The 18,020-nt window shown below is 30.8% G+C and carries 17 protein-coding genes; 3 read left to right on the top strand and 14 right to left on the bottom strand.

From position 1 onward, the window contains the following. Positions 1-5 precede the first annotated feature (5 nt). From BWR22_RS14210 to BWR22_RS14200, 3 genes are all read left to right on the top strand, one after another. Positions 6-800, top strand: a complete 795-nt coding sequence (locus BWR22_RS14210) for an undecaprenyl-diphosphate phosphatase (protein ID WP_076734309.1) — start codon at positions 6-8, stop codon at positions 798-800. A gap of 4 nt (positions 801-804) precedes the next feature. After that, positions 805-1,503 (top strand): tRNA pseudouridine(55) synthase TruB, encoded by a 699-nt coding sequence (gene truB / locus BWR22_RS14205; protein ID WP_076734308.1) that lies wholly within the window; start codon positions 805-807, stop codon positions 1,501-1,503. A gap of 80 nt (positions 1,504-1,583) precedes the next feature. Further along, on the top strand, positions 1,584-2,309 hold the full coding sequence (locus BWR22_RS14200; RefSeq protein WP_241828212.1) for a hypothetical protein: 726 nt from the start codon (positions 1,584-1,586) through the stop codon (positions 2,307-2,309). Here the strand turns inward: BWR22_RS14200 and rpoN are convergent, their stop codons facing one another. From rpoN to rpsB, 14 genes are all read right to left on the bottom strand, one after another. Beyond that, positions 2,310-3,764: an RNA polymerase factor sigma-54 gene (rpoN, locus tag BWR22_RS14195; protein WP_076734306.1), complete on the bottom strand. Its 1,455-nt coding sequence runs from the start codon at positions 3,762-3,764 to the stop codon at positions 2,310-2,312. A gap of 96 nt (positions 3,765-3,860) precedes the next feature. Next, on the bottom strand, positions 3,861-5,291 hold the full coding sequence (gene asnS, locus BWR22_RS14190; RefSeq protein ID WP_076734305.1) for an asparagine--tRNA ligase: 1,431 nt from the start codon (positions 5,289-5,291) through the stop codon (positions 3,861-3,863). A 46-nt stretch (positions 5,292-5,337) separates the two neighbouring features. Beyond that, positions 5,338-7,758, bottom strand: a complete 2,421-nt coding sequence (locus BWR22_RS14185; protein ID WP_076734304.1) for an efflux RND transporter permease subunit — start codon at positions 7,756-7,758, stop codon at positions 5,338-5,340. Positions 7,759-7,810: 52 nt separating this feature from the next. Next, the gene (locus tag BWR22_RS14180; RefSeq protein WP_076734303.1) at positions 7,811-9,079 is read right to left on the bottom strand and encodes a DUF5686 family protein; all 1,269 of its coding nucleotides are present in this window, start codon (positions 9,077-9,079) and stop codon (positions 7,811-7,813) included. 3 nt (positions 9,080-9,082) lie between these two features. After that, the gene (locus tag BWR22_RS14175) at positions 9,083-9,826 is read right to left on the bottom strand and encodes a TlpA family protein disulfide reductase (RefSeq protein WP_076734302.1); all 744 of its coding nucleotides are present in this window, start codon (positions 9,824-9,826) and stop codon (positions 9,083-9,085) included. Positions 9,827-9,906: 80 nt separating this feature from the next. Further along, positions 9,907-10,464 carry a ribosome recycling factor gene (gene frr, locus BWR22_RS14170; protein WP_076734301.1) on the bottom strand — a complete coding sequence of 186 codons (558 nt, stop codon included), beginning with the start codon at positions 10,462-10,464 and terminating at the stop codon, positions 9,907-9,909. Between the two features lie 58 nt (positions 10,465-10,522). Next, positions 10,523-11,230: a UMP kinase gene (gene pyrH / locus BWR22_RS14165; RefSeq protein ID WP_076734300.1), complete on the bottom strand. Its 708-nt coding sequence runs from the start codon at positions 11,228-11,230 to the stop codon at positions 10,523-10,525. A 188-nt stretch (positions 11,231-11,418) separates the two neighbouring features. After that, positions 11,419-12,009, bottom strand: coding sequence for a DUF6705 family protein (locus tag BWR22_RS14160; protein WP_076734299.1), 591 nt, complete (start codon positions 12,007-12,009; stop codon positions 11,419-11,421). 53 nt (positions 12,010-12,062) lie between these two features. Next, the gene (locus BWR22_RS14155) at positions 12,063-12,689 is read right to left on the bottom strand and encodes a DUF6705 family protein (RefSeq protein ID WP_076734298.1); all 627 of its coding nucleotides are present in this window, start codon (positions 12,687-12,689) and stop codon (positions 12,063-12,065) included. A gap of 100 nt (positions 12,690-12,789) precedes the next feature. Further along, a complete protein-coding gene (locus BWR22_RS14150; protein ID WP_076734297.1) occupies positions 12,790-13,380 on the bottom strand; it encodes a DUF6705 family protein in 591 nt (196 codons plus the stop codon). Positions 13,381-13,433: 53 nt separating this feature from the next. After that, complete coding sequence (locus BWR22_RS14145; protein WP_076734296.1) at positions 13,434-14,057, bottom strand: DUF6705 family protein; 624 nt, start codon at positions 14,055-14,057, stop codon at positions 13,434-13,436. A 13-nt stretch (positions 14,058-14,070) separates the two neighbouring features. Next, complete coding sequence (locus BWR22_RS14140; protein WP_076734295.1) at positions 14,071-14,802, bottom strand: hypothetical protein; 732 nt, start codon at positions 14,800-14,802, stop codon at positions 14,071-14,073. 1,284 nt (positions 14,803-16,086) lie between these two features. After that, a complete protein-coding gene (gene tsf, locus BWR22_RS14130; RefSeq protein ID WP_076734293.1) occupies positions 16,087-17,046 on the bottom strand; it encodes a translation elongation factor Ts in 960 nt (319 codons plus the stop codon). A gap of 84 nt (positions 17,047-17,130) precedes the next feature. After that, entirely contained in the window at positions 17,131-17,898 is a 768-nt protein-coding gene (gene rpsB, locus BWR22_RS14125; RefSeq protein ID WP_076734292.1) for a 30S ribosomal protein S2, read from the bottom strand. Positions 17,899-18,020: the final 122 nt, after the last annotated feature.

Below are 18,020 nucleotides of genomic sequence, written 5' to 3'. Positions count from 1 at the left end.
GCCGAATGGACATTATAGACTCAATCATTTTAGGCATAATTCAAGGACTTACAGAATTTCTTCCTGTATCTTCTAGTGGGCATTTAGAACTTGGAAAAGCTATTCTTGGTGATAATTCTGTGCCAGAAGAAAGTTTATTATTTACTGTAGTTCTACACTTTGCAACCGCATTAAGTACCATTGTAATTTTTAGAAAAGATATAATTGAAATAATTAAAGGTTTGTTTAAACCGGCAGTTAATAACGACCATCGTTTTGCTATAAAAATTATTATTTCTATGATTCCTGCTGTTATAGTAGGTCTTTTTTTTGAAGAACAACTAGAGCAACTTTTTGGTGGTAATATTATGTTGGTTGGTTTTATGCTTTTGGTTACCGCAGCATTATTATTTTTAGCCGATAAAGCAAAAGACACTAATAAAAAAGTTGGCTTTAAAGATGCTTTTATTATTGGGATTTCTCAAGCTATTGCTATGTTACCAGGAATTTCTAGAAGTGGTGCAACAATATCAACATCGGTTTTATTAGGAAACGATAAAACTAAAGCTGCACGTTTTTCTTTTTTAATGGTTGTGCCATTAATTTTTGGAAAAATTGCTAAAGATATTGTGGGTGGCGAGTTGTCTTTTGAAAGTCATAATATTACAGCATTAGGAGCAGGCTTTTTAGCTGCATTTATTTCAGGTTTATTTGCTTGTACTTGGATGATTGCTTTAGTTAAAAAAAGTAAACTATCTTATTTTGCAATTTACTGCGTTATTGTAGGTTTAATAGCTATTGGTTTTTCACTTTTAAATTAAAAAAATGACGCTTGAAGATTATAAATCCGGACAAGTTTTATTAATAGATAAACCGTTAAACTGGACTTCATTTCAAGTTGTTAATAAACTACGTTGGGAAATACGTCAAGCTTATAATATTAAAAAAATTAAAGTTGGTCATGCAGGAACTTTAGATCCTTTAGCTACAGGATTATTGGTGATTTGTACGGGTAAAATGACCAAACAAATTAATACCTTTCAAGGACAAATTAAAGAATATACCGGTACAATTGTTTTAGGTAGTACAACTCCTTCTTTTGACTTAGAAACCGAAATAAACGAAACATTTTCTACTAAGCATATAACTGAAGATTTAATACACGAAACAACTAAACAGTTTATTGGTGAAATAGACCAATTTCCTCCTGTTTTTTCTGCACTTAAAAAAGATGGAAAGCGGTTGTATGAATATGCTAGAGCAGGAGAGGATGTAGAAGTAAAATCACGTAAAATATTTATAAAAGAATTCGAAATAACTAAAATTGAAGATAATCTGGTTAATTTTAGAGTAGTTTGTAGTAAAGGTACTTATATTCGATCTTTAGCAAACGACTTTGGTAAAGCCCTAAACTCTGGCGGACACCTTTCGGTTTTAAGACGTACAAAAATTGGTGACTTTAATGTAGATAAGGCACTTTCTATAGAAGCTTTTATAAAAGCTTTACCGCCAAAAGCGGAATAATTATTGAGGTTACATCTATAGTTTGTGGTTTAAACGTATATAAATTACAACTACATTAACTTTAATTATTTCGATTTTTTTTGAAATTTAAAAACTCACATAAGGCATTAGCCATAACTCTATTAATAACAGTAAGTCTTGTACTTTCTCTATTTAACTATACTGTTTTTATGGAGCATAAAACTGTGGCCGAAACATTAATAGATATTACTCCTCCAGATTTGTTTGAAGAAAAAAATGAGGATAATATTGAGCAAAAAAATAAGTCTACAAAAACAAATAAGGCTTATAACGAGACAAAAAGATATAAGCATTTTGCACAAGCTTTTAAACCAATTGCGCCACCAAAAGACTATAATAATTCTAAACTTAGAAATTTTTCTAAGCAAGAAATTGAAACTAACGAAGTATCTAATAGTGATGTTGGTTCTTCTTTTAATAACAAAGAGCTAACTTCTTTTGATAATGTTAATAGCATTTTAAATAAACGCTTAAAAGCAACACAACAATCTAATTCTAAAGAATTAGCCAATAAAAATAGCTCCGTATTTTATTCTTTATTAGGTAGAACAGACACTTTTTTACCTATTCCTGTTTATTTGTGTGAGGCTAATGGTAAAATTGTTGTTAATATTACTGTAAACGCTTTAGGAAAAGTAATTAAATCGTCTATTAACGCTTCATCAACTTCTAATAACGCTTGTTTACAAAAACATGCATTAGAGTATGCTGCAGATGCCAGATTTAGTACATCTAATAAAAGTGCTCAAATAGGTACAATTACCTTTGTGTTTCAAGGAAAATAATTATAATTCTTTTCGAAGTCTTGCTACAGAAATATCTAATTGTTCTCGATATTTAGCAACAGTTCTTCTTGCAATAGGATAGCCTTTTTCTTTTAAAATTTTAGCAAGAGCTTCGTCTGTTAAAGGTTTCTTTTTATCTTCTTCCTCAACAACTGTTTCAAGTATTTTTTTAATTTCTCTAGTAGAAACCTCTTCTCCTTGGTCGTTTGTCATGGATTCAGAAAAGAATTCTTTAATTAATTTTGTGCCATATGGTGTGTCTACATATTTACTATTTGCTACACGTGAAACAGTAGAAACATCCATTTCAATTTCATCTGCGATATCTTTTAAAATCATAGGTTTTAAATTACGCTCATCGCCAGTTAAAAAGTATTCTTTTTGATAATGCATAATTGCACTCATGGTAACAAATAACGTTTGTTGGCGTTGTTTAATAGCTTCTATAAACCATTTAGCCGCATCTAGTTTTTGTTTTATAAAAAGTACAGCATCTTTTTGTGCTTTAGACTTGTCTTTAGATTCTTTATAGCCTTTAAGCATGTTATTATACTCTCTCGAAACGTGTAACTCTGGTGCATTTCTACCATTTAAAGTTAATTCTAATTGTCCGTCAACAATTTTTATAGCAAAATCTGGTACGACATGTTCAATCATTCTAGTGTTTCCAGAATAGCTTCCACCAGGTTTTGGATTTAAACGTTCAATTTCATGAATAGCATCTTTTAATTGAATTTCGCTAATGTCGAATTTCGCCATCAATTTTTTGTAATGCTTTTTTGTAAATTGTTCAAAAGCATCGTTTATAATTTTTGAAGCTAGCTCTACATCTGGAGATTGCTCTTTTCTAGCTAATTGAATGCTTAAACACTCTTGTAAGTTTCGTGCACCAACGCCAGCAGGATCTAATTGATGTACTATTTTAAGTACATGTTCAATTTTTTCTTCGGTAGTATATACATTTTGAGTAAATGCCAAATCGTCCATTATATCACTTAATTCACGACGTATATAGCCGCTTTCGTCTACACTACCAACTAAAAATTCTGCAATATCACGCTCTTCGTCACTTAAACGATAGGTGTTTAACTGTGTTTTTAAATGTTGAGTAAATGAGGTTCCAGATGCGTAAGGGATGCTTTTTTCATCATCATCTGCGCTATAATTGTTAGCGCTAGTTCTATAGTCTGGAATTTCATCATCGCTTAAATAATCATCAACATTTATTTCAGTTTCAATTACTTCATTATCATCATATTCATCTGCAGAATTATCCATGTCTTCATACTCATCTACTTTTTCTTCTTTTCCAGTATCTAATGCAGGATTTTCTTCTAATTCTTGCTTTAAACGCTGCTCAAAAGCTTGCGTAGGCAACTGTATCAATTTCATTAATTGAATTTGTTGCGGAGACAATTTTTGAGATAATTTGAACTGTAAATATTGTTTAAGCATGATTTAATTTTGATTATTTATAAATATAAAAAAAAACAATCTACATATTTAGTTTTAGCAGATTGTTTTAATAATTATTTATGTTTTTGCATTTGTTTAAAACTCTGCATTTTGTGGTGTTCTTGGATAAGGTATAACATCGCGAATGTTACTCATTCCTGTAGCAAACATTACTAAACGCTCGAAGCCTAAACCAAAACCAGAGTGTACTGCGGTACCATACTTACGTAAGTCTAGGTACCACCATAATTCTTCTTCTGGGATATCTAGAACAGCCATTTTTTCTTTTAAAACGTCTAAACGTTCTTCACGTTGGCTTCCTCCAACCATTTCTCCAATGCCTGGGAATAGTATATCCATAGCACGTACAGTTTTTCCGTCTTCGTTTAAACGCATGTAAAATGCTTTTATATTTGCTGGGTAATCAAATAAAATTACTGGACATTTAAAGTGTTTTTCTACTAAGAAACGTTCGTGTTCAGACTGCAAGTCGGCTCCCCATTCTTCAATTATATAATTGAATTTTTTCTTTTTGTTAGGCTTAGAGTTTTTAAGTATATCTATTGCTTCGGTATAGCTAACACGTTTAAAGTTGTTTTCGGTTACGAACTTTAATTTTTCAATTAAAGAAAGCTCGCTACGTTCTGCTTGAGGCTTTGTTTTTTCTTCATCGGCTAGACGCTTGTCTAAAAACTCTAAATCTTCTGCATTATTTTCTAAAATATAAGTGATAACAGATTTCATAAAATCTTCAGCTAAATCCATATTTCCGGCAAGGTCCATGAATGCAACTTCTGGCTCAATCATCCAGAATTCTGATAAATGACGAGATGTGTTAGAGTTTTCTGCTCTAAAGGTTGGGCCAAAAGTATATACTTTACCTAAAGACATAGCATAAGTTTCTGCTTCTAATTGGCCAGAAACGGTAAGGTTTGTGTCTTTTCCAAAAAAGTTTTTTGTGTGGTCTATTTCACCATCTTCTGTAAGTGGCGGATTTTTTTGATCTAAAGTACTTACTTTAAACATTTCTCCTGCTCCTTCTGCATCACTTCCTGTAATAATAGGAGTGTGCATGTAATAGAAACCATTATCATTAAAATATTTATGTATAGCAAAAGATAAAGCCGAACGTAAACGCATGACAGCACTAAATGTACTGGTTCTTGTACGTAAATGTGCATTTTCTCTTAAAAACTCGAAAGAGTGTTTTTTAGGTTGAATTGGGTATGTTTCTGGATCGCTATCTCCAAGAATTTCTATTGAAGATACTACTACTTCAACACTTTGTCCTTTACCTTGGCTCTCTACTAATTCACCTTTTATGGCAACAGCAGCTCCTGTAGTAATACGTTTTAAAGTATCTTCTGGTGTGTTTTCGAAATCAACTACACATTGTATATTATTAAGTGTAGAACCATCGTTTAAAGCAATAAATCTTTTGGCTCTAAAGGTGCGTACCCAACCTTTAACTTCTACTTCTTGTAGTTTTGTTTCTTTTAATAATTGTGCAATAGTTAATTTTGTCATTTTAATTTTATTTTAATAGCAAATATAAAATTTTACTTTTTTTAAATTATTTTTTTTCTTCTGATTCCTCTAAAACATCTTCATCATCACTATCTATAGGAATAATATTTATTGTAGGTTTTTTTAGTATTTGTTTGTTTGCAATACTACGTTCTAAAGATAATAGAAGTGAAGGTAATAGTAGTAAATTTGATAACATAGCGAATAGTAATGTTACCGATACCAAAGCACCAAGTGCTACAGTACCACCAAAACTAGAAATGGTAAATACCGAAAAGCCAAAGAATAATACAATAGAAGTATAAAACATACTTACTCCAGTTTCGCGTAATGCGGCGTAAACAGACTTTTTAATTTTCCAGTTATTGGCTTGTAATTCTTGACGATATTTTGCTAAAAAGTGAATAGTATCGTCTACTGAAATTCCAAACGCAATACTAAATACTAATATTGTAGATGGTTTAATAGGTACACCTATGTAGCCCATTAATCCAGCAGTTACAACTAATGGTAATAGATTTGGAATTAAGGATACAATTATCATTCTAAAAGAACGAAACATGTATGCCATAAATAATGAAATTAAGAAAATGGCTAAGGATAACGAAAGTGCTAAATTATTTACTAAATATTTTGTTCCTTTTTGAAAAACTAGTGCTTTACCTGTAATGGAAACATTATATCTTTCTTCTGGAAAAACGTTGTTTATTTTGTTTAGTAAATTCTCCTCTATACGCTCCATTTTATCTGTTCCAATATCTTTCATAAACGTAGTTATTCTAGCGTATTGACCAGTAGAATCTACAAAGTTGTTTAATAGATTGGTTTCTCCAGAAGTCGAGTTTTTGGCATATGGTAAAATAAAAGCTTCTTCTTGTTTTGTTGGCAGTTGGTAGTATTTGGGATTGCCATTATAATAAGCTTGTTTAGAGTATTTAACTAGGCTAACTACAGAGATTGGTCTCGATAATTCTGGTGTTTCTATTATTAAATCTTCAAGCTCATTCATGCGTTTTAAAGTGGTCGATTTCATAACGCCTTTTTTGCGTTTTGTATCAATCATCACTTCCATTGGCATAATCCCATTAAACTCTTCTTCAAAGAAACGAATATCGCTAAAAAATTCGGCCTTTTTAGGCATATCTTCAATAAGGCTTCCAGATACTTTAATTTTATAGATACCTATAATACAAACAATAATTAATCCTAAGGTTGTACTATAAATAGCAATACGTTTTTCTTTAACCATACGTACTGTCCAGTCTACAAAACCGCCAATCCAACGTTTGTTTAAATGCTCTAAATGGCGATCTTTAGGATATGGTAAAAAGGTGTAAATAATAGGAATAATAAGTAGGCATAATATAAAAATAGCCAAAATACTAAGTGAAGCAACAACACCAAACTCTTTTAAAAGTTTACTTTCTGTAATTATAAAAGTGGCAAAACCAGAGGCTGTTGTAACATTCGTCATTAATGTGGCATTACCAACTTTTGTAATAACACGTTGTAAAGATTTTACTTTATTACCATGTAATTTTACCTCGTGTTGATATTTATTAATTAAGAAAATACAATTAGGAATACCAATTACAATAATAAGTGGTGGTATTAAGGCAGTTAATACGGTTATTTCGTATTTTAAAAGACCAAGAATTCCCAAAGTCCACATAACACCAATACAAACCACAATTAACGAAATAAAAGTAGCTCTAAACGATCTAAAAAATAAAAAGAAAATAAGAGATGTTATTGCTAATGCTGCAAGAACAAACATACCAATTTCGTCTACAATATTTTGGGCATTTAACGTTCTAATGTAAGGCATACCAGAAACACGAACGTCTAAATTATAAGTGTCTTCAAACACTTTAACCTTTTTCATTAAAGTTTCTATTACAAAATCTTTTCTGGCAGCAGTATTTACTAGTTCCTTTTTTAGATATATAGCAGTTCTTACTGTTTTTGTTTCTGTGTTAAATAAGAAATTATCGTAAAAAGGATATTGATTAAAAAGTTCGTTTTGGAGTATTGCAATGTCTTTAGAGGTTTTAACAGAATCTTTAATAAATGGCTCTAAATCAAATTTTTGAGCTTCAGTATTTTTTACAAGTTTTTGTAAATCTTTTATAGATACAACACTTTCAACTTCTTTTGATGCTCTAAAACTATCAGAAAGTGAATTCCAGGCATTTAATTTTTCAACAGTAAATAGAGTAGAGTCTTTAACACCTAAAACAATAAGGTTACCTTCTTCACCAAAAATTTTTAAAAAGTTATTATATTCTATATTTACTTCGTGATCATCTGGTAATAAATTTGCTTCAGTATAAGTAAAGCGCATATATTTCCACTGTGTACTTAGTAAAATAGTGATGGTAATTATACCTAAAAGAATACCAATTTTATTACGTAAAATTAGTCTAGCTACAATATCCCAAAATTTAGATTTTTTTTGTTTCGCCATGATGCTTTAAAAGTAGGCGCAAAGGTATGGAAAAGCTAAAGATTTTACGAAATTATAATGTAATATTAAACGTGAACTTTAATGCTAAATTATCTTCTTCTTTTGGTAGATGATAGGCACCATAACGGTAAGTGAAACTTAAACCAAAGCCTAATAAAAGTTTATTAATTTCGAAACCAGATTCTGTATAACCATTTTTTAGAGTTCCAAAATTAACATTTTGGTGTCTGTTTATGTTATTCATGTTTCCTACTGCATAACGAGTTATTAGTACTAGTTGTGGTTTAAAATAACTTGTTATACGAAAAGGTTTTATGTAATGTTTTACTACTAATGTTGCAAACCTGTCTGAAAAAAACTCATCAAAAAACATAGTTTCAAAACTATTTATTCCTGCTACAGAAAAGCGATTTAGTATTGTTTCTTTATTAATATTGTTTGGATATGCGTGATACATATGTGTTAAAGGTGTATCGCCATGTGCCAAACCTGCAGACAATGTTGCAATAGTGTGAGAGTCTTTATTATGATTTATTTTATGGATGGCTCTAAAATCTAACTTCGAAAAATTAAAATCGGCATCAAAAACGTCCTTAAAACTCTTACTGTATTGCAATGTAAATTTTGGATAGCCATCTTTTACAATCTTGTTTTTACCATCAATAGATTCGAATTCTACAAATGGATTCCACTGTAAAGCAACTTTTGCTGTACTGGTACCAAAAGATTGATAAGGTGTATTATCTAGAACATAAGTATAATTGTAAGTTGGGTCTATATTACTAACAGCAACTTCGGTTTCTGTAATTAGTTTTGGGTTAACTTCATGCTCATAAGATATGGCTGAGGTAATATGCTTGTGAAATAAACTAATATTTAATAAACGTGGTTCGAAAAATGAAAATGTACGCCCATCTGTTAAAAAATTAGAACTTCCTGTTTCCATTAAATCGTCTGTGTACGATATGTTTAACCAGCTTTTTGTGTCTTTGTTTAATAACACACCACCTCCAATTTTATATTTAAACCGATGGTCTCTAAAACCGTAAACAACATAAGAGTCTATTCTAAAATCTTCTGAAAAACCTTCGTTTGTTACTCCTCCAAGACCTGTTCTAAAACCTTCATATTGATTGAATTTTATAAGATATCTTAAATCGAAATTCCAAATATTTGTTGGAAAAAAACCGTTTCCAATTTGCTTTAGCAAAGCATCGGAGTTTATAGAATCGGTAGACTTTTTAGTCTCTTTTTCTGGTGTTTGAGCTGCAGCTATAAAGGTGAAGCAAAAGAAAAGTGTATATAGCAAAAGCTTGCGCATAATTTATTTTAATTGGTTTTTAATAGCTTTAGAAAGCACACTTTTTATATTTGTTCTATATCCAATTTCTTTTAATACAGTTTCTCCTTTTTTATTTATAACTATACTAGTTGGAAAACTTTGTACGGCATACATTGTAATTACGTGGTTTGCATTTGCAGCTATTGTGTAATTAAAATCAGTGTCAAATAAAAAATCTTCTACAATATCTTTTTTATTAAAAGTAATGGCTAAAAATACAACATCCTTATTATTATATTCCTTAACAAGCTCATTTAGTTTGGGCATTTCTTGAACACAAGGACCACATTTTGTAAACCAAAAATTTAATACTACAACCTTGCCTTTTAATTCTGAAAGTTTAATTTTATTTCCATTTAGGTCTGTAACAATAAAATCTAAAGCTTTTTCTCCTTTTGTAAATTGGGCTTCTGGATTTTTTTCTACAAAAGCAGGATTATTATTTTTTTTCTGAAAAACAACAGATTTAATTTTGCCTTCGCTATTGGCATAAAACAATGGTTTATAGCCAGGATTAGTCATTAATTCTAATTGAGATGAAGGTAAAACTTTACCTTGTTCGTTAAAAAGAAGAATGTCTGGAGTAATCATGATTTGCATGGTTTTAACCTGCTTATCACTTAAAAGTTTTTGATTTTTTGGAATAAATTTATAGTCTTTCTGCGCGTAAATAAACACAGAAAAAAAAAGCATAAAGCCTACCGCTATAAATTTTACGTAATGCATAGTTTTATAAAAAAAATCAATGTAGTTTTTATTCTATAAAAAAAGCGACAATTAAGTCGCTTTTAACTTTTTTTAAACTTTTAGACGGTCATTATTTCTGCCTCTTTGTTACTAAGAAGCTCGTCTATACGTTTAACAGATTTATCGGTTAAATTTTGAATATCTGCTTCTGCATTTCCTTTTAAATCTTCCGAAATATCATCTACTTTTTTAATATCGTTATTAGCATCTTTTCTAGCATTACGTACACCTACTTTAGCGTCTTCTGCTTCTGCTTTTGCTTGTTTTGCAAGATCGCGTCTACGCTCTTCGGTTAAAGGTGGTACGTTAATAATTAACTGCTCGCCATTATTCATTGGGTTAAAACCTAAGTTTGCAATTTGTATAGCTTTTTCTATGGGTTGAACCATTGCTTTTTCCCAAGGCTGTACTGTTATTGTTCTACCATCTGGTGTGTTTACGTTTGCTACTTGTGCTAATGGTGTTTGTGAACCATAATAATCTACCATAACGCTGCCTAACATAGCAGGACTTGCTTTTCCAGCACGTATATTAGTAAATTGTTTTTTTAAATGCTCGATAGCGTTGTCCATAGACTCTTTTGCGCCATCTATTATAAATTGAATGTCTTCGTTCATTATTGAAAAATTTTATTACTAATTTAGGTAATTCAAGAATTAAGCCAAAATTAATTTTTTATAAACTTACTTGAGTTCCTATATTTTCTCCAGAAACTACTTTCATTAAATTTCCTCTTGTGTTCATATCGAAAACAATTATTGGTAAATCGTTTTCTTGACTTAATGTAAAAGCTGTGGTATCCATTACTTTTAAACCTTTGCGTAAAACATCATCAAAAGTTATATGGTCGAATTTAATAGCTTCTTTATCTTTTTCTGGATCTGCATTATAAATCCCATCTACACGTGTACCTTTTAAAATAACATCGGCTTCAATTTCTATGGCTCTTAAAACGGCCGCAGAATCTGTAGTAAAATATGGGTTTCCTGTTCCTCCACCAAAAATAACAACACGCCCTTTACGTAAGTGACTCATTGCTTTACGTCTAATAAAAGGTTCTGCTACTTCATTAATTTTTATAGCTGTTTGTAGCCTTGTTTTAACTTCTGCATCTTCTAAAGCTTGTTGTAATGCTAAACCGTTAATAACGGTTGCAAGCATTCCCATGTGGTCGCCTTGTACACGATCCATACCATTCATGGCACCTGCAACACCTCTAAAAATGTTTCCGCCGCCAATAACTATGGCAACTTCAATTCCTTTTTCTGTTACGGCTTTAATGTCTTGTGCGTATTCTGCAAGTCGTTCTGGATCAATACCATATTGGCGATTTCCCATTAAGGCTTCACCAGATAATTTTAGGAGGATTCTTTTGTATTTCATGAGTAGTTTCTAAACTTTAAAAGATTCCCACTTTCGTGAGAATAAAGGTTTAGCAAAGCTACATAATTTTTTTATTTCTGAAATTGCTAATATTACTGAAATTCTACTTTTTTTATGCTTTAGTTTTTAAACACAACAAAACCACTAACTCTAAAAATAGAGTAGTGGTTTTGTTGTGTTGTTAACTCTTATTGTTTTATTAAGAAGTAAAATCCTCCTGGTATAATAGGTTCTGGTGACGCTGCCTCTCCTGGTTCTATAGTTACAATGCCACCACGCTTAAATATTTCTATAGCTTCTTGTCCATTTACTGTAGTGACTCTTACATCTAAATCACTTACGCAGCCATTAGGCTCTACCATAACAAGACTCATTCTAAAATTATCTGAGGTATTGTCGAAAGGTGTCTGGTTTGTTTTAAAATAATTTCCATCAATACTGTAATCATATGCATTAGTTATTGATGTGTCTGTAAGGTTAGGCAATGTGTTTGCAAGTTCTACGCTTTTTTCTTTATATTGAAATTCTCCTATTAAAAGGTCTTCATAAAAATTACCTGTATTTACCATAACTTTTTTCTCGAATACAATTTTTAAATATTTTGTACCATCGTTTAATACCCATGTACCAACAAATGGATTAAGAATGTTATTAGTGTCTTTATAATAAGCATTTTCTATTTCGTCAGGTACAGGTTCCTCTAAGCTAATTATAGGAGATTGTGCTTTGCAAGAAAGTAATGTAAAGATTGTTATTATGGAAAAAAGTGTATTTGTCATTTTAAAAAAAATAAAAAACAAGAAGTAAAGTTTTGCTTTACTTCTTGTTAAATTTACTGTTTAATTAGTCTAAAATTGTTAGTAGGTATTCTAGTGGTAGTAGGTTGCCCTTCTGGAACATCAGACCAGCCACCACCAGTAAACACTAATTTAACGTCGTTTATATTTGGGTTTGTAGCATTTGGGACTGTTCTTAAAACAATTCTTATGCTTAGATAGTCTCTTAAAGGATCAATTATTACTAATTTCACTCTTTTTTCGTCCTCTGTGCAATCATTACATACAGGTGCATAATATTTATTAAGGATTGTATTTCCAAATATTTTATAATCTGATAAGCTAGTAAATGCACTATCAATATTACTTAATGTGTTCACCAATTCAACACCATTAGCATCTACATATTTATATTCTCCATAAATTACATCCTCATAGAATGTTTTATTATTATAGGTAAACATAATTTGTGTTTTCTTTTTTAATATAATTGTGAATTCTTCATTACCGTTTGTATGCTTCCAAGTGCCAATAAACTTATTGAAATCGTTATTCGTGTCTTTATAATAAGCATTTTCGGTTTTCCCATATTCGTTGCCTTCGTATAAACCAATTATAGTACTTTGCGCTTTACACGATAAAAATGTAAAAGTTAGTACCATTGTGTATAATATGTTTTTCATAATAATTCTTTTTTTAGATAATCTAAAGTTAAAAATTTAAACACAAAAAAATCACTACTCTATTTTTAGAGTAGTGGTTTTAAATTATTATTACTAACTCTTATTGTTTTATTAAGAAGTAAAATCCTCCTGGTATAATAGGTTCTGGTGACGCTGCCTCTCCTGGTTCTATAGTTACAATTCCACCACGCTTAAATATTTCTATAGCTTCTTGTCCATTTACTGTAGTGACTCTTACATCTAAATCACTTACGCAGCCATTAGGCTCTACCATAACAAGACTCATTCTAAAATTATCTGAGGTATTGTCGAAAGGTGTCTGGTTTGTTTTAAAATAATTTCCATCAATACTGTAATCATATGCATTAGTTATTGATGTGTCTGTAAGCTTAGGTAATGTGTTTGCAAGTTCTATGTTATTTTCTTTATATTGAAATTCTCCTATTAATAAATCTTCATAATAGTTTCCAGTATTTACCATAACTTTTTTCTCGAATACAATTTTTAAATATTTTGTACCATCGTTTAATACCCATGTGCCCACAAATGGGTCAAGAATATTATTAGTGTCTTTATAATAAGCATTTTCTATTTCATCTGGTACAGGTTCCTCTAAGCTAATTATAGGAGATTGTGCTTTGCATGAAAGTAATGTAAAGATTGTTATTATAGTAAAAAGTGTATTTGTCATTTTAAAAAAAATAAAAAACAAGAAGTAAAGTTTTGCTTTACTTCTTGTTGAATTTACTGTTTAATTAGCCTAAAATCGTTAGCAGGAATTCTACTATCTGCGGGTTGTCCAGTAGGAACTATAGAATATCCTTCAGATACAACTAGTGTTATATCATTAATATTACTATTTGATGCATTAGGTACAGTTCTTAAAGTTATTTTTATATCTATATAACTCCTTACTGGATCTGTTAAATTTAATTTTACTCTTCTTTCGTCCTCTGTGCAGTCATCACATACAGGAGCATAATATTTATTAAGGATTCTATTTCCAAATATTTTATAATCTGATAAGCTAGTAAATGCACTACTAATATTACTTAATGTGTTCACCAATTCAACACCATTAGCATCTACATATTTATATTCTCCATATAGGTAATCTGTATAGTATGTAATGTTATTAAGAGTACGAGAGACTAAAGTTTTCTTTTTTAATATAATTGTGAATTCCTCATTACCATTTGTATGCTTCCAAGTGCCAATAAACTTATTGAAATCGTTATTTGTGTCTTTATAATATGCATTTTCCGTACTTGCATATCCTCCACCAAAATATAATGGTACAATTGGTTGTTGTGCTTTGCATGATAAAAATGCAAAAGTTAGTGCTATTGTATATAATATGTTTTTCATAATCTTTGTTTTTTTAGTTACAGTTTTGTTTTAATAATTTACCATCTTCGTCTAAAGTTAATTTTTTCCAGTTATTATTACCATTAGATTGTGCAGCATCGTTTGTAGATGTATATAAAGAAATACCAAAATCGTGTGTTTCGCTTACAAATTTTATAAAAGCTTCTGCTAATTTATTTTGATCCGCATCTCCAGGATTTTGTCTTTTAACTCCATTACTATCAACATTTACATCTTTATAAGCATCTTCTAAAAGAGCAGCAAATTCATTCATTCTTGTTTTATTAATAAAATGTTGCTGAATAGTAGCTAATTTAGTAATATCATCTATTTTAATAGCGTAAGTATTGTCTGTTACTACCACAAATACAGTAATATTAGAGATATCGAAAGTCACCGGGTCTCCAATACCAGTTCCATTTTCGTCTATAGTGTTTGCTAAATTATAATTGAATGTTTGAGATAGACTATATAAAGCGTGTATGTCTCCATGACCAAACATTTCGAAAGTCCCATTGTAGTGATTATGTGTTATAGCAAAATATACTGGTGCTTGTGGATTGCTTAGTCCATTTATACTTGTATTTACTAAAGGATTACTATCTAAAAAAGGAAAACTATTTGTAATTTTTATACCAAATCCAGATTCTGCATTATCATTAAGATTATTTTCTAAAGCTATAGACTCGCTTGCTAAATAAGGAGAATTACCAACACGTTTTAAGTCTTTACATTTTTTATCCACAGTAGGCTCCTCAAAATTAGGGTTAGTTAAAACGGGATTATTACCATGGATATCTTGATCTGTTGGGTCGTAATCGTTTTCTGGGTCTTCTGTTTGGCTTCCTCCACCAGTTGCCTCGCCTGTGCCATTAGAGTTTGTAGTTGTCCCTGAGTCTCCTGTAGATGTGCCTGCATCTCCTCCTCCGTTGTCGTTATTATCTTGATTATAATAATCATCAATATAATCGCAAATTTCTTTTTCTCCAGTTGTATAACCAGGACATTTATTTCCGGCTGGATTTCTACCAGAAGGATGGTTAGGATTATTGTACGAACAATATTCAAAAGTGATATCAATACAATCTATAGATTTTTTACTTAAAAAATTATCTGGTAAACTAATACCATCAATACTAGAGATAGAAATTTTATTTTCAATATCGACAAAGTTATTGTTTACAAAGTCTATTTACTCTTGGGCTGTTAGATTGTAAGTTATTAAAAAACTATCGTAATTTCCTTCTTCATTTAAACTAAAAAGTAGATTTTCTTTTAACCCATTATTTATAGTTCTTATAACTCTAAATGTATAAGAATGATATGTTCCATCTTCTGTTTCTAAGTAGTTTACAGCATCTGTTGAAATTGTAAAATCATATTCCTCTAGATATACATCACGATTTGCATAGTTTGAATCTGATTTTCTATTTAATGTATTTAGTTTTTTTTTAATTTGTTTATTAGAAATAACTTCGGTTTCATTTATAGTTTTAAAAATTAAACCATTATTATCTTCTTTGTTAACAATAATTTGTTTAAAATCGTCATCCTTTTGGAAGGAGATACTAAAAATAGAGACTCCAAATAGAAGGATGCCTAGCCTAACATAATGTCTTAACTTGTTTGTTTGTTTGTTTGTTTGTTTGTTTGTTTGTTTTTCATTTACGAAACGTTTTAAATTAGTTTAGTGGTTTAATATTAAACCTTTTTGGTTGCTATTAAAACTAGTTTTGAGGGAAAGCGTACTTACAGTGAGCGAACGTTACTTTTCAATGTGTGTACTAATAATTTTTGCTATTTGTTAAAAATAATGAATTAGGGTTTTTGTATACCGACTATATGTTAATTTATAGTTAAATTACTGGTTTTTTAAAGATTTGATTACGGTAAAAACCGTAATTGAGTTTTTTCTATAAAGAAGTGATATTGTTTTTAAACACAAAAAAACCACTACTCTAAAAATAGAGTAATGGTTTTATATGTTTTTAAATAAATTGGATGAAATTCCAGCTTTCGCAGGAATTTGTTATCCTAAAGAAACGCGTTTAAAGGCAGTTACTTCAACATTTTTAGATGCCACGTAATCTGCAACGGTTTGCTTTTCGTCCTTAATAAACTTTTGGTCAAGTAAACATTGTTCTTGATCTAAAGTTGTGTTGTCTGATACGAAACGCTCCATTTTACCTGGTAAAATTTTATCCCAGATTTGTTCTGGTTTACCTTCAGCCTTTAACTGCTCTTTTGCATCAGCTTCAGCTTGTGCCATAACTTCTGGAGTTAATTGTGCCATAGAAATGTATTGAGGTACATTTTTAAGTGTTTTACCTAAACGTGCTAACTCTTCGTTATCTTTTTCTATTACTGCAATTCTTGCTTCAGTTTCGTTTGCTACATATTCTGCATCAAAACCTTTGTAAGATAATGAAGTTGCTCCCATAGAAGCTACTTGCATTGCTACATCTTTAGCTACTTCTTCGTTAGCTTCAGATAAACCAACTAAAGCACCAATTTTATTAATGTGAACGTAAGAACCAACGTAAGGAGCTTCTAACTTTTCGAATGCATTGATTTCTAATTTCTCACCAATAACACCTGTTTGTTCAACTAATTTTTCAGACACAGTCATACCACCAAAATCTGATGCTAAGAAATCTTCTTTGCTATCAAAGTTGATTGCTTTTTCTGCTAATTCGTTAGCAAGTGCTAAGAAGTTTTCGTTTTTACCAACGAAATCTGTTTCACATCCTAATACAATAGCAACACCAACAGTATTGTTATCGTTTATTTTAATAGCGGCAGCACCTTCAGAAGATTCTCTGTCGGCTCTTTTTTCTGCTACTTTTTGTCCTTTTTTACGTAATACATCAATGGCTGCATCAAAATCTCCTTTAGCTTCTACTAAGGCTTTTTTACAATCCATCATACCTGCACCAGTTGCTTTTCTTAATTTGTTTACTTCTGCTGCTGAAATTTTTACTTCACTCATAATGTGTGTAATTTAAAAAAGTCGTTCAATTTATTTCGGTAAAGAAAAGAATTAAACGACTTATAAATGTTTCGAAATTGTTATTTATTCTTCCTCTTCTTTAGCTGCTTTAGCTTTTTTTGCTGGTGCAGGCTTTGCTTTACCTTCAGCTTTTTCAGCTTTTTCAGCTTTACGCTCGTTTAATCCACCTGTAATAGCTTCAGTAACGTGCGTTAATATTTTATCGATTGATTTAGAAGCATCATCATTTGCTGGTATAACGTAATCTACTTGACGTGGATCTGAGTTAGTATCTACCATTGCAAAAATAGGAATGTTTAATTTCTGTGCTTCTTTAATCGCGATATGCTCACGTTTAATATCTACAACAAACAAAGCTCCTGGAAGACGCGTCATGTCTACAATAGAACCTAAGTTTTTTTCTAACTTAGCTCTTAAACGGTCTACTTGTAGACGTTCTTTTTTAGATAAAGTTAAAAAGGTTCCATCTTTCTTCATTCTATCAATAGTAGCCATTTTTTTAATAGCTTTTCTAATAGTAACAAAGTTAGTTAACATTCCACCTGGCCATCTTTCTGTGATGTAAGGCATGTTAATGCTACCTGCTTTTTCAGCAACGATGTCTTTTGCTTGTTTTTTTGTAGCAACAAATAAGATTTTACGACCAGAGGCTGCAATTTTTGCTAAAGCTTCTCCAGCTTCGTCAATCTTAGCTGCTGTTTTGTATAAGTTTATAATATGGATACCGTTACGCTCCATATATACGTAAGGCGCCATGTTTGGATCCCACTTACGTGTAAGGTGACCGAAGTGTACACCTGCTTCAAGTAATTCTTTTACTTCTACTGCCATTTTGTAATAGTTTACGTTCTGTTGAATTAGCAATGTTCCATTGGGCTTTATAGCTTATGGCTTCATTTAGATGCTAAACTAAATCCTGCTTTTAGGCTAGGACAACAATAACTGTTTTATTT

Origin of the sequence: Lacinutrix venerupis (genome assembly GCF_001971745.1) — a bacterium.
Taxonomy (GTDB): domain Bacteria; phylum Bacteroidota; class Bacteroidia; order Flavobacteriales; family Flavobacteriaceae; genus Lacinutrix; species Lacinutrix venerupis.
This window is presented reverse-complemented; position numbering and strand designations above follow the sequence as displayed.

Coding starts and splice junctions, on each gene's coding strand:
- BWR22_RS14210 (WP_076734309.1), top strand. CDS start 6: ATGGACATTATAGACTCAATCATTTTAGGCATAATTCAAGGACTTACA.
- truB (WP_076734308.1), top strand. CDS start 805: ATGACGCTTGAAGATTATAAATCCGGACAAGTTTTATTAATAGATAAA.
- rpoN (WP_076734306.1), bottom strand. CDS start 3,764: ATGCTTAAACAATATTTACAGTTCAAATTATCTCAAAAATTGTCTCCG.
- asnS (WP_076734305.1), bottom strand. CDS start 5,291: ATGACAAAATTAACTATTGCACAATTATTAAAAGAAACAAAACTACAA.
- BWR22_RS14185 (WP_076734304.1), bottom strand. CDS start 7,758: ATGGCGAAACAAAAAAAATCTAAATTTTGGGATATTGTAGCTAGACTA.
- BWR22_RS14180 (WP_076734303.1), bottom strand. CDS start 9,079: ATGCGCAAGCTTTTGCTATATACACTTTTCTTTTGCTTCACCTTTATA.
- BWR22_RS14175 (WP_076734302.1), bottom strand. CDS start 9,826: ATGCATTACGTAAAATTTATAGCGGTAGGCTTTATGCTTTTTTTTTCT.
- frr (WP_076734301.1), bottom strand. CDS start 10,464: ATGAACGAAGACATTCAATTTATAATAGATGGCGCAAAAGAGTCTATG.
- pyrH (WP_076734300.1), bottom strand. CDS start 11,230: ATGAAATACAAAAGAATCCTCCTAAAATTATCTGGTGAAGCCTTAATG.
- BWR22_RS14160 (WP_076734299.1), bottom strand. CDS start 12,009: ATGACAAATACACTTTTTTCCATAATAACAATCTTTACATTACTTTCT.
- BWR22_RS14155 (WP_076734298.1), bottom strand. CDS start 12,689: ATGAAAAACATATTATACACAATGGTACTAACTTTTACATTTTTATCG.
- BWR22_RS14150 (WP_076734297.1), bottom strand. CDS start 13,380: ATGACAAATACACTTTTTACTATAATAACAATCTTTACATTACTTTCA.
- BWR22_RS14145 (WP_076734296.1), bottom strand. CDS start 14,057: ATGAAAAACATATTATATACAATAGCACTAACTTTTGCATTTTTATCA.
- tsf (WP_076734293.1), bottom strand. CDS start 17,046: ATGAGTGAAGTAAAAATTTCAGCAGCAGAAGTAAACAAATTAAGAAAA.
- rpsB (WP_076734292.1), bottom strand. CDS start 17,898: ATGGCAGTAGAAGTAAAAGAATTACTTGAAGCAGGTGTACACTTCGGT.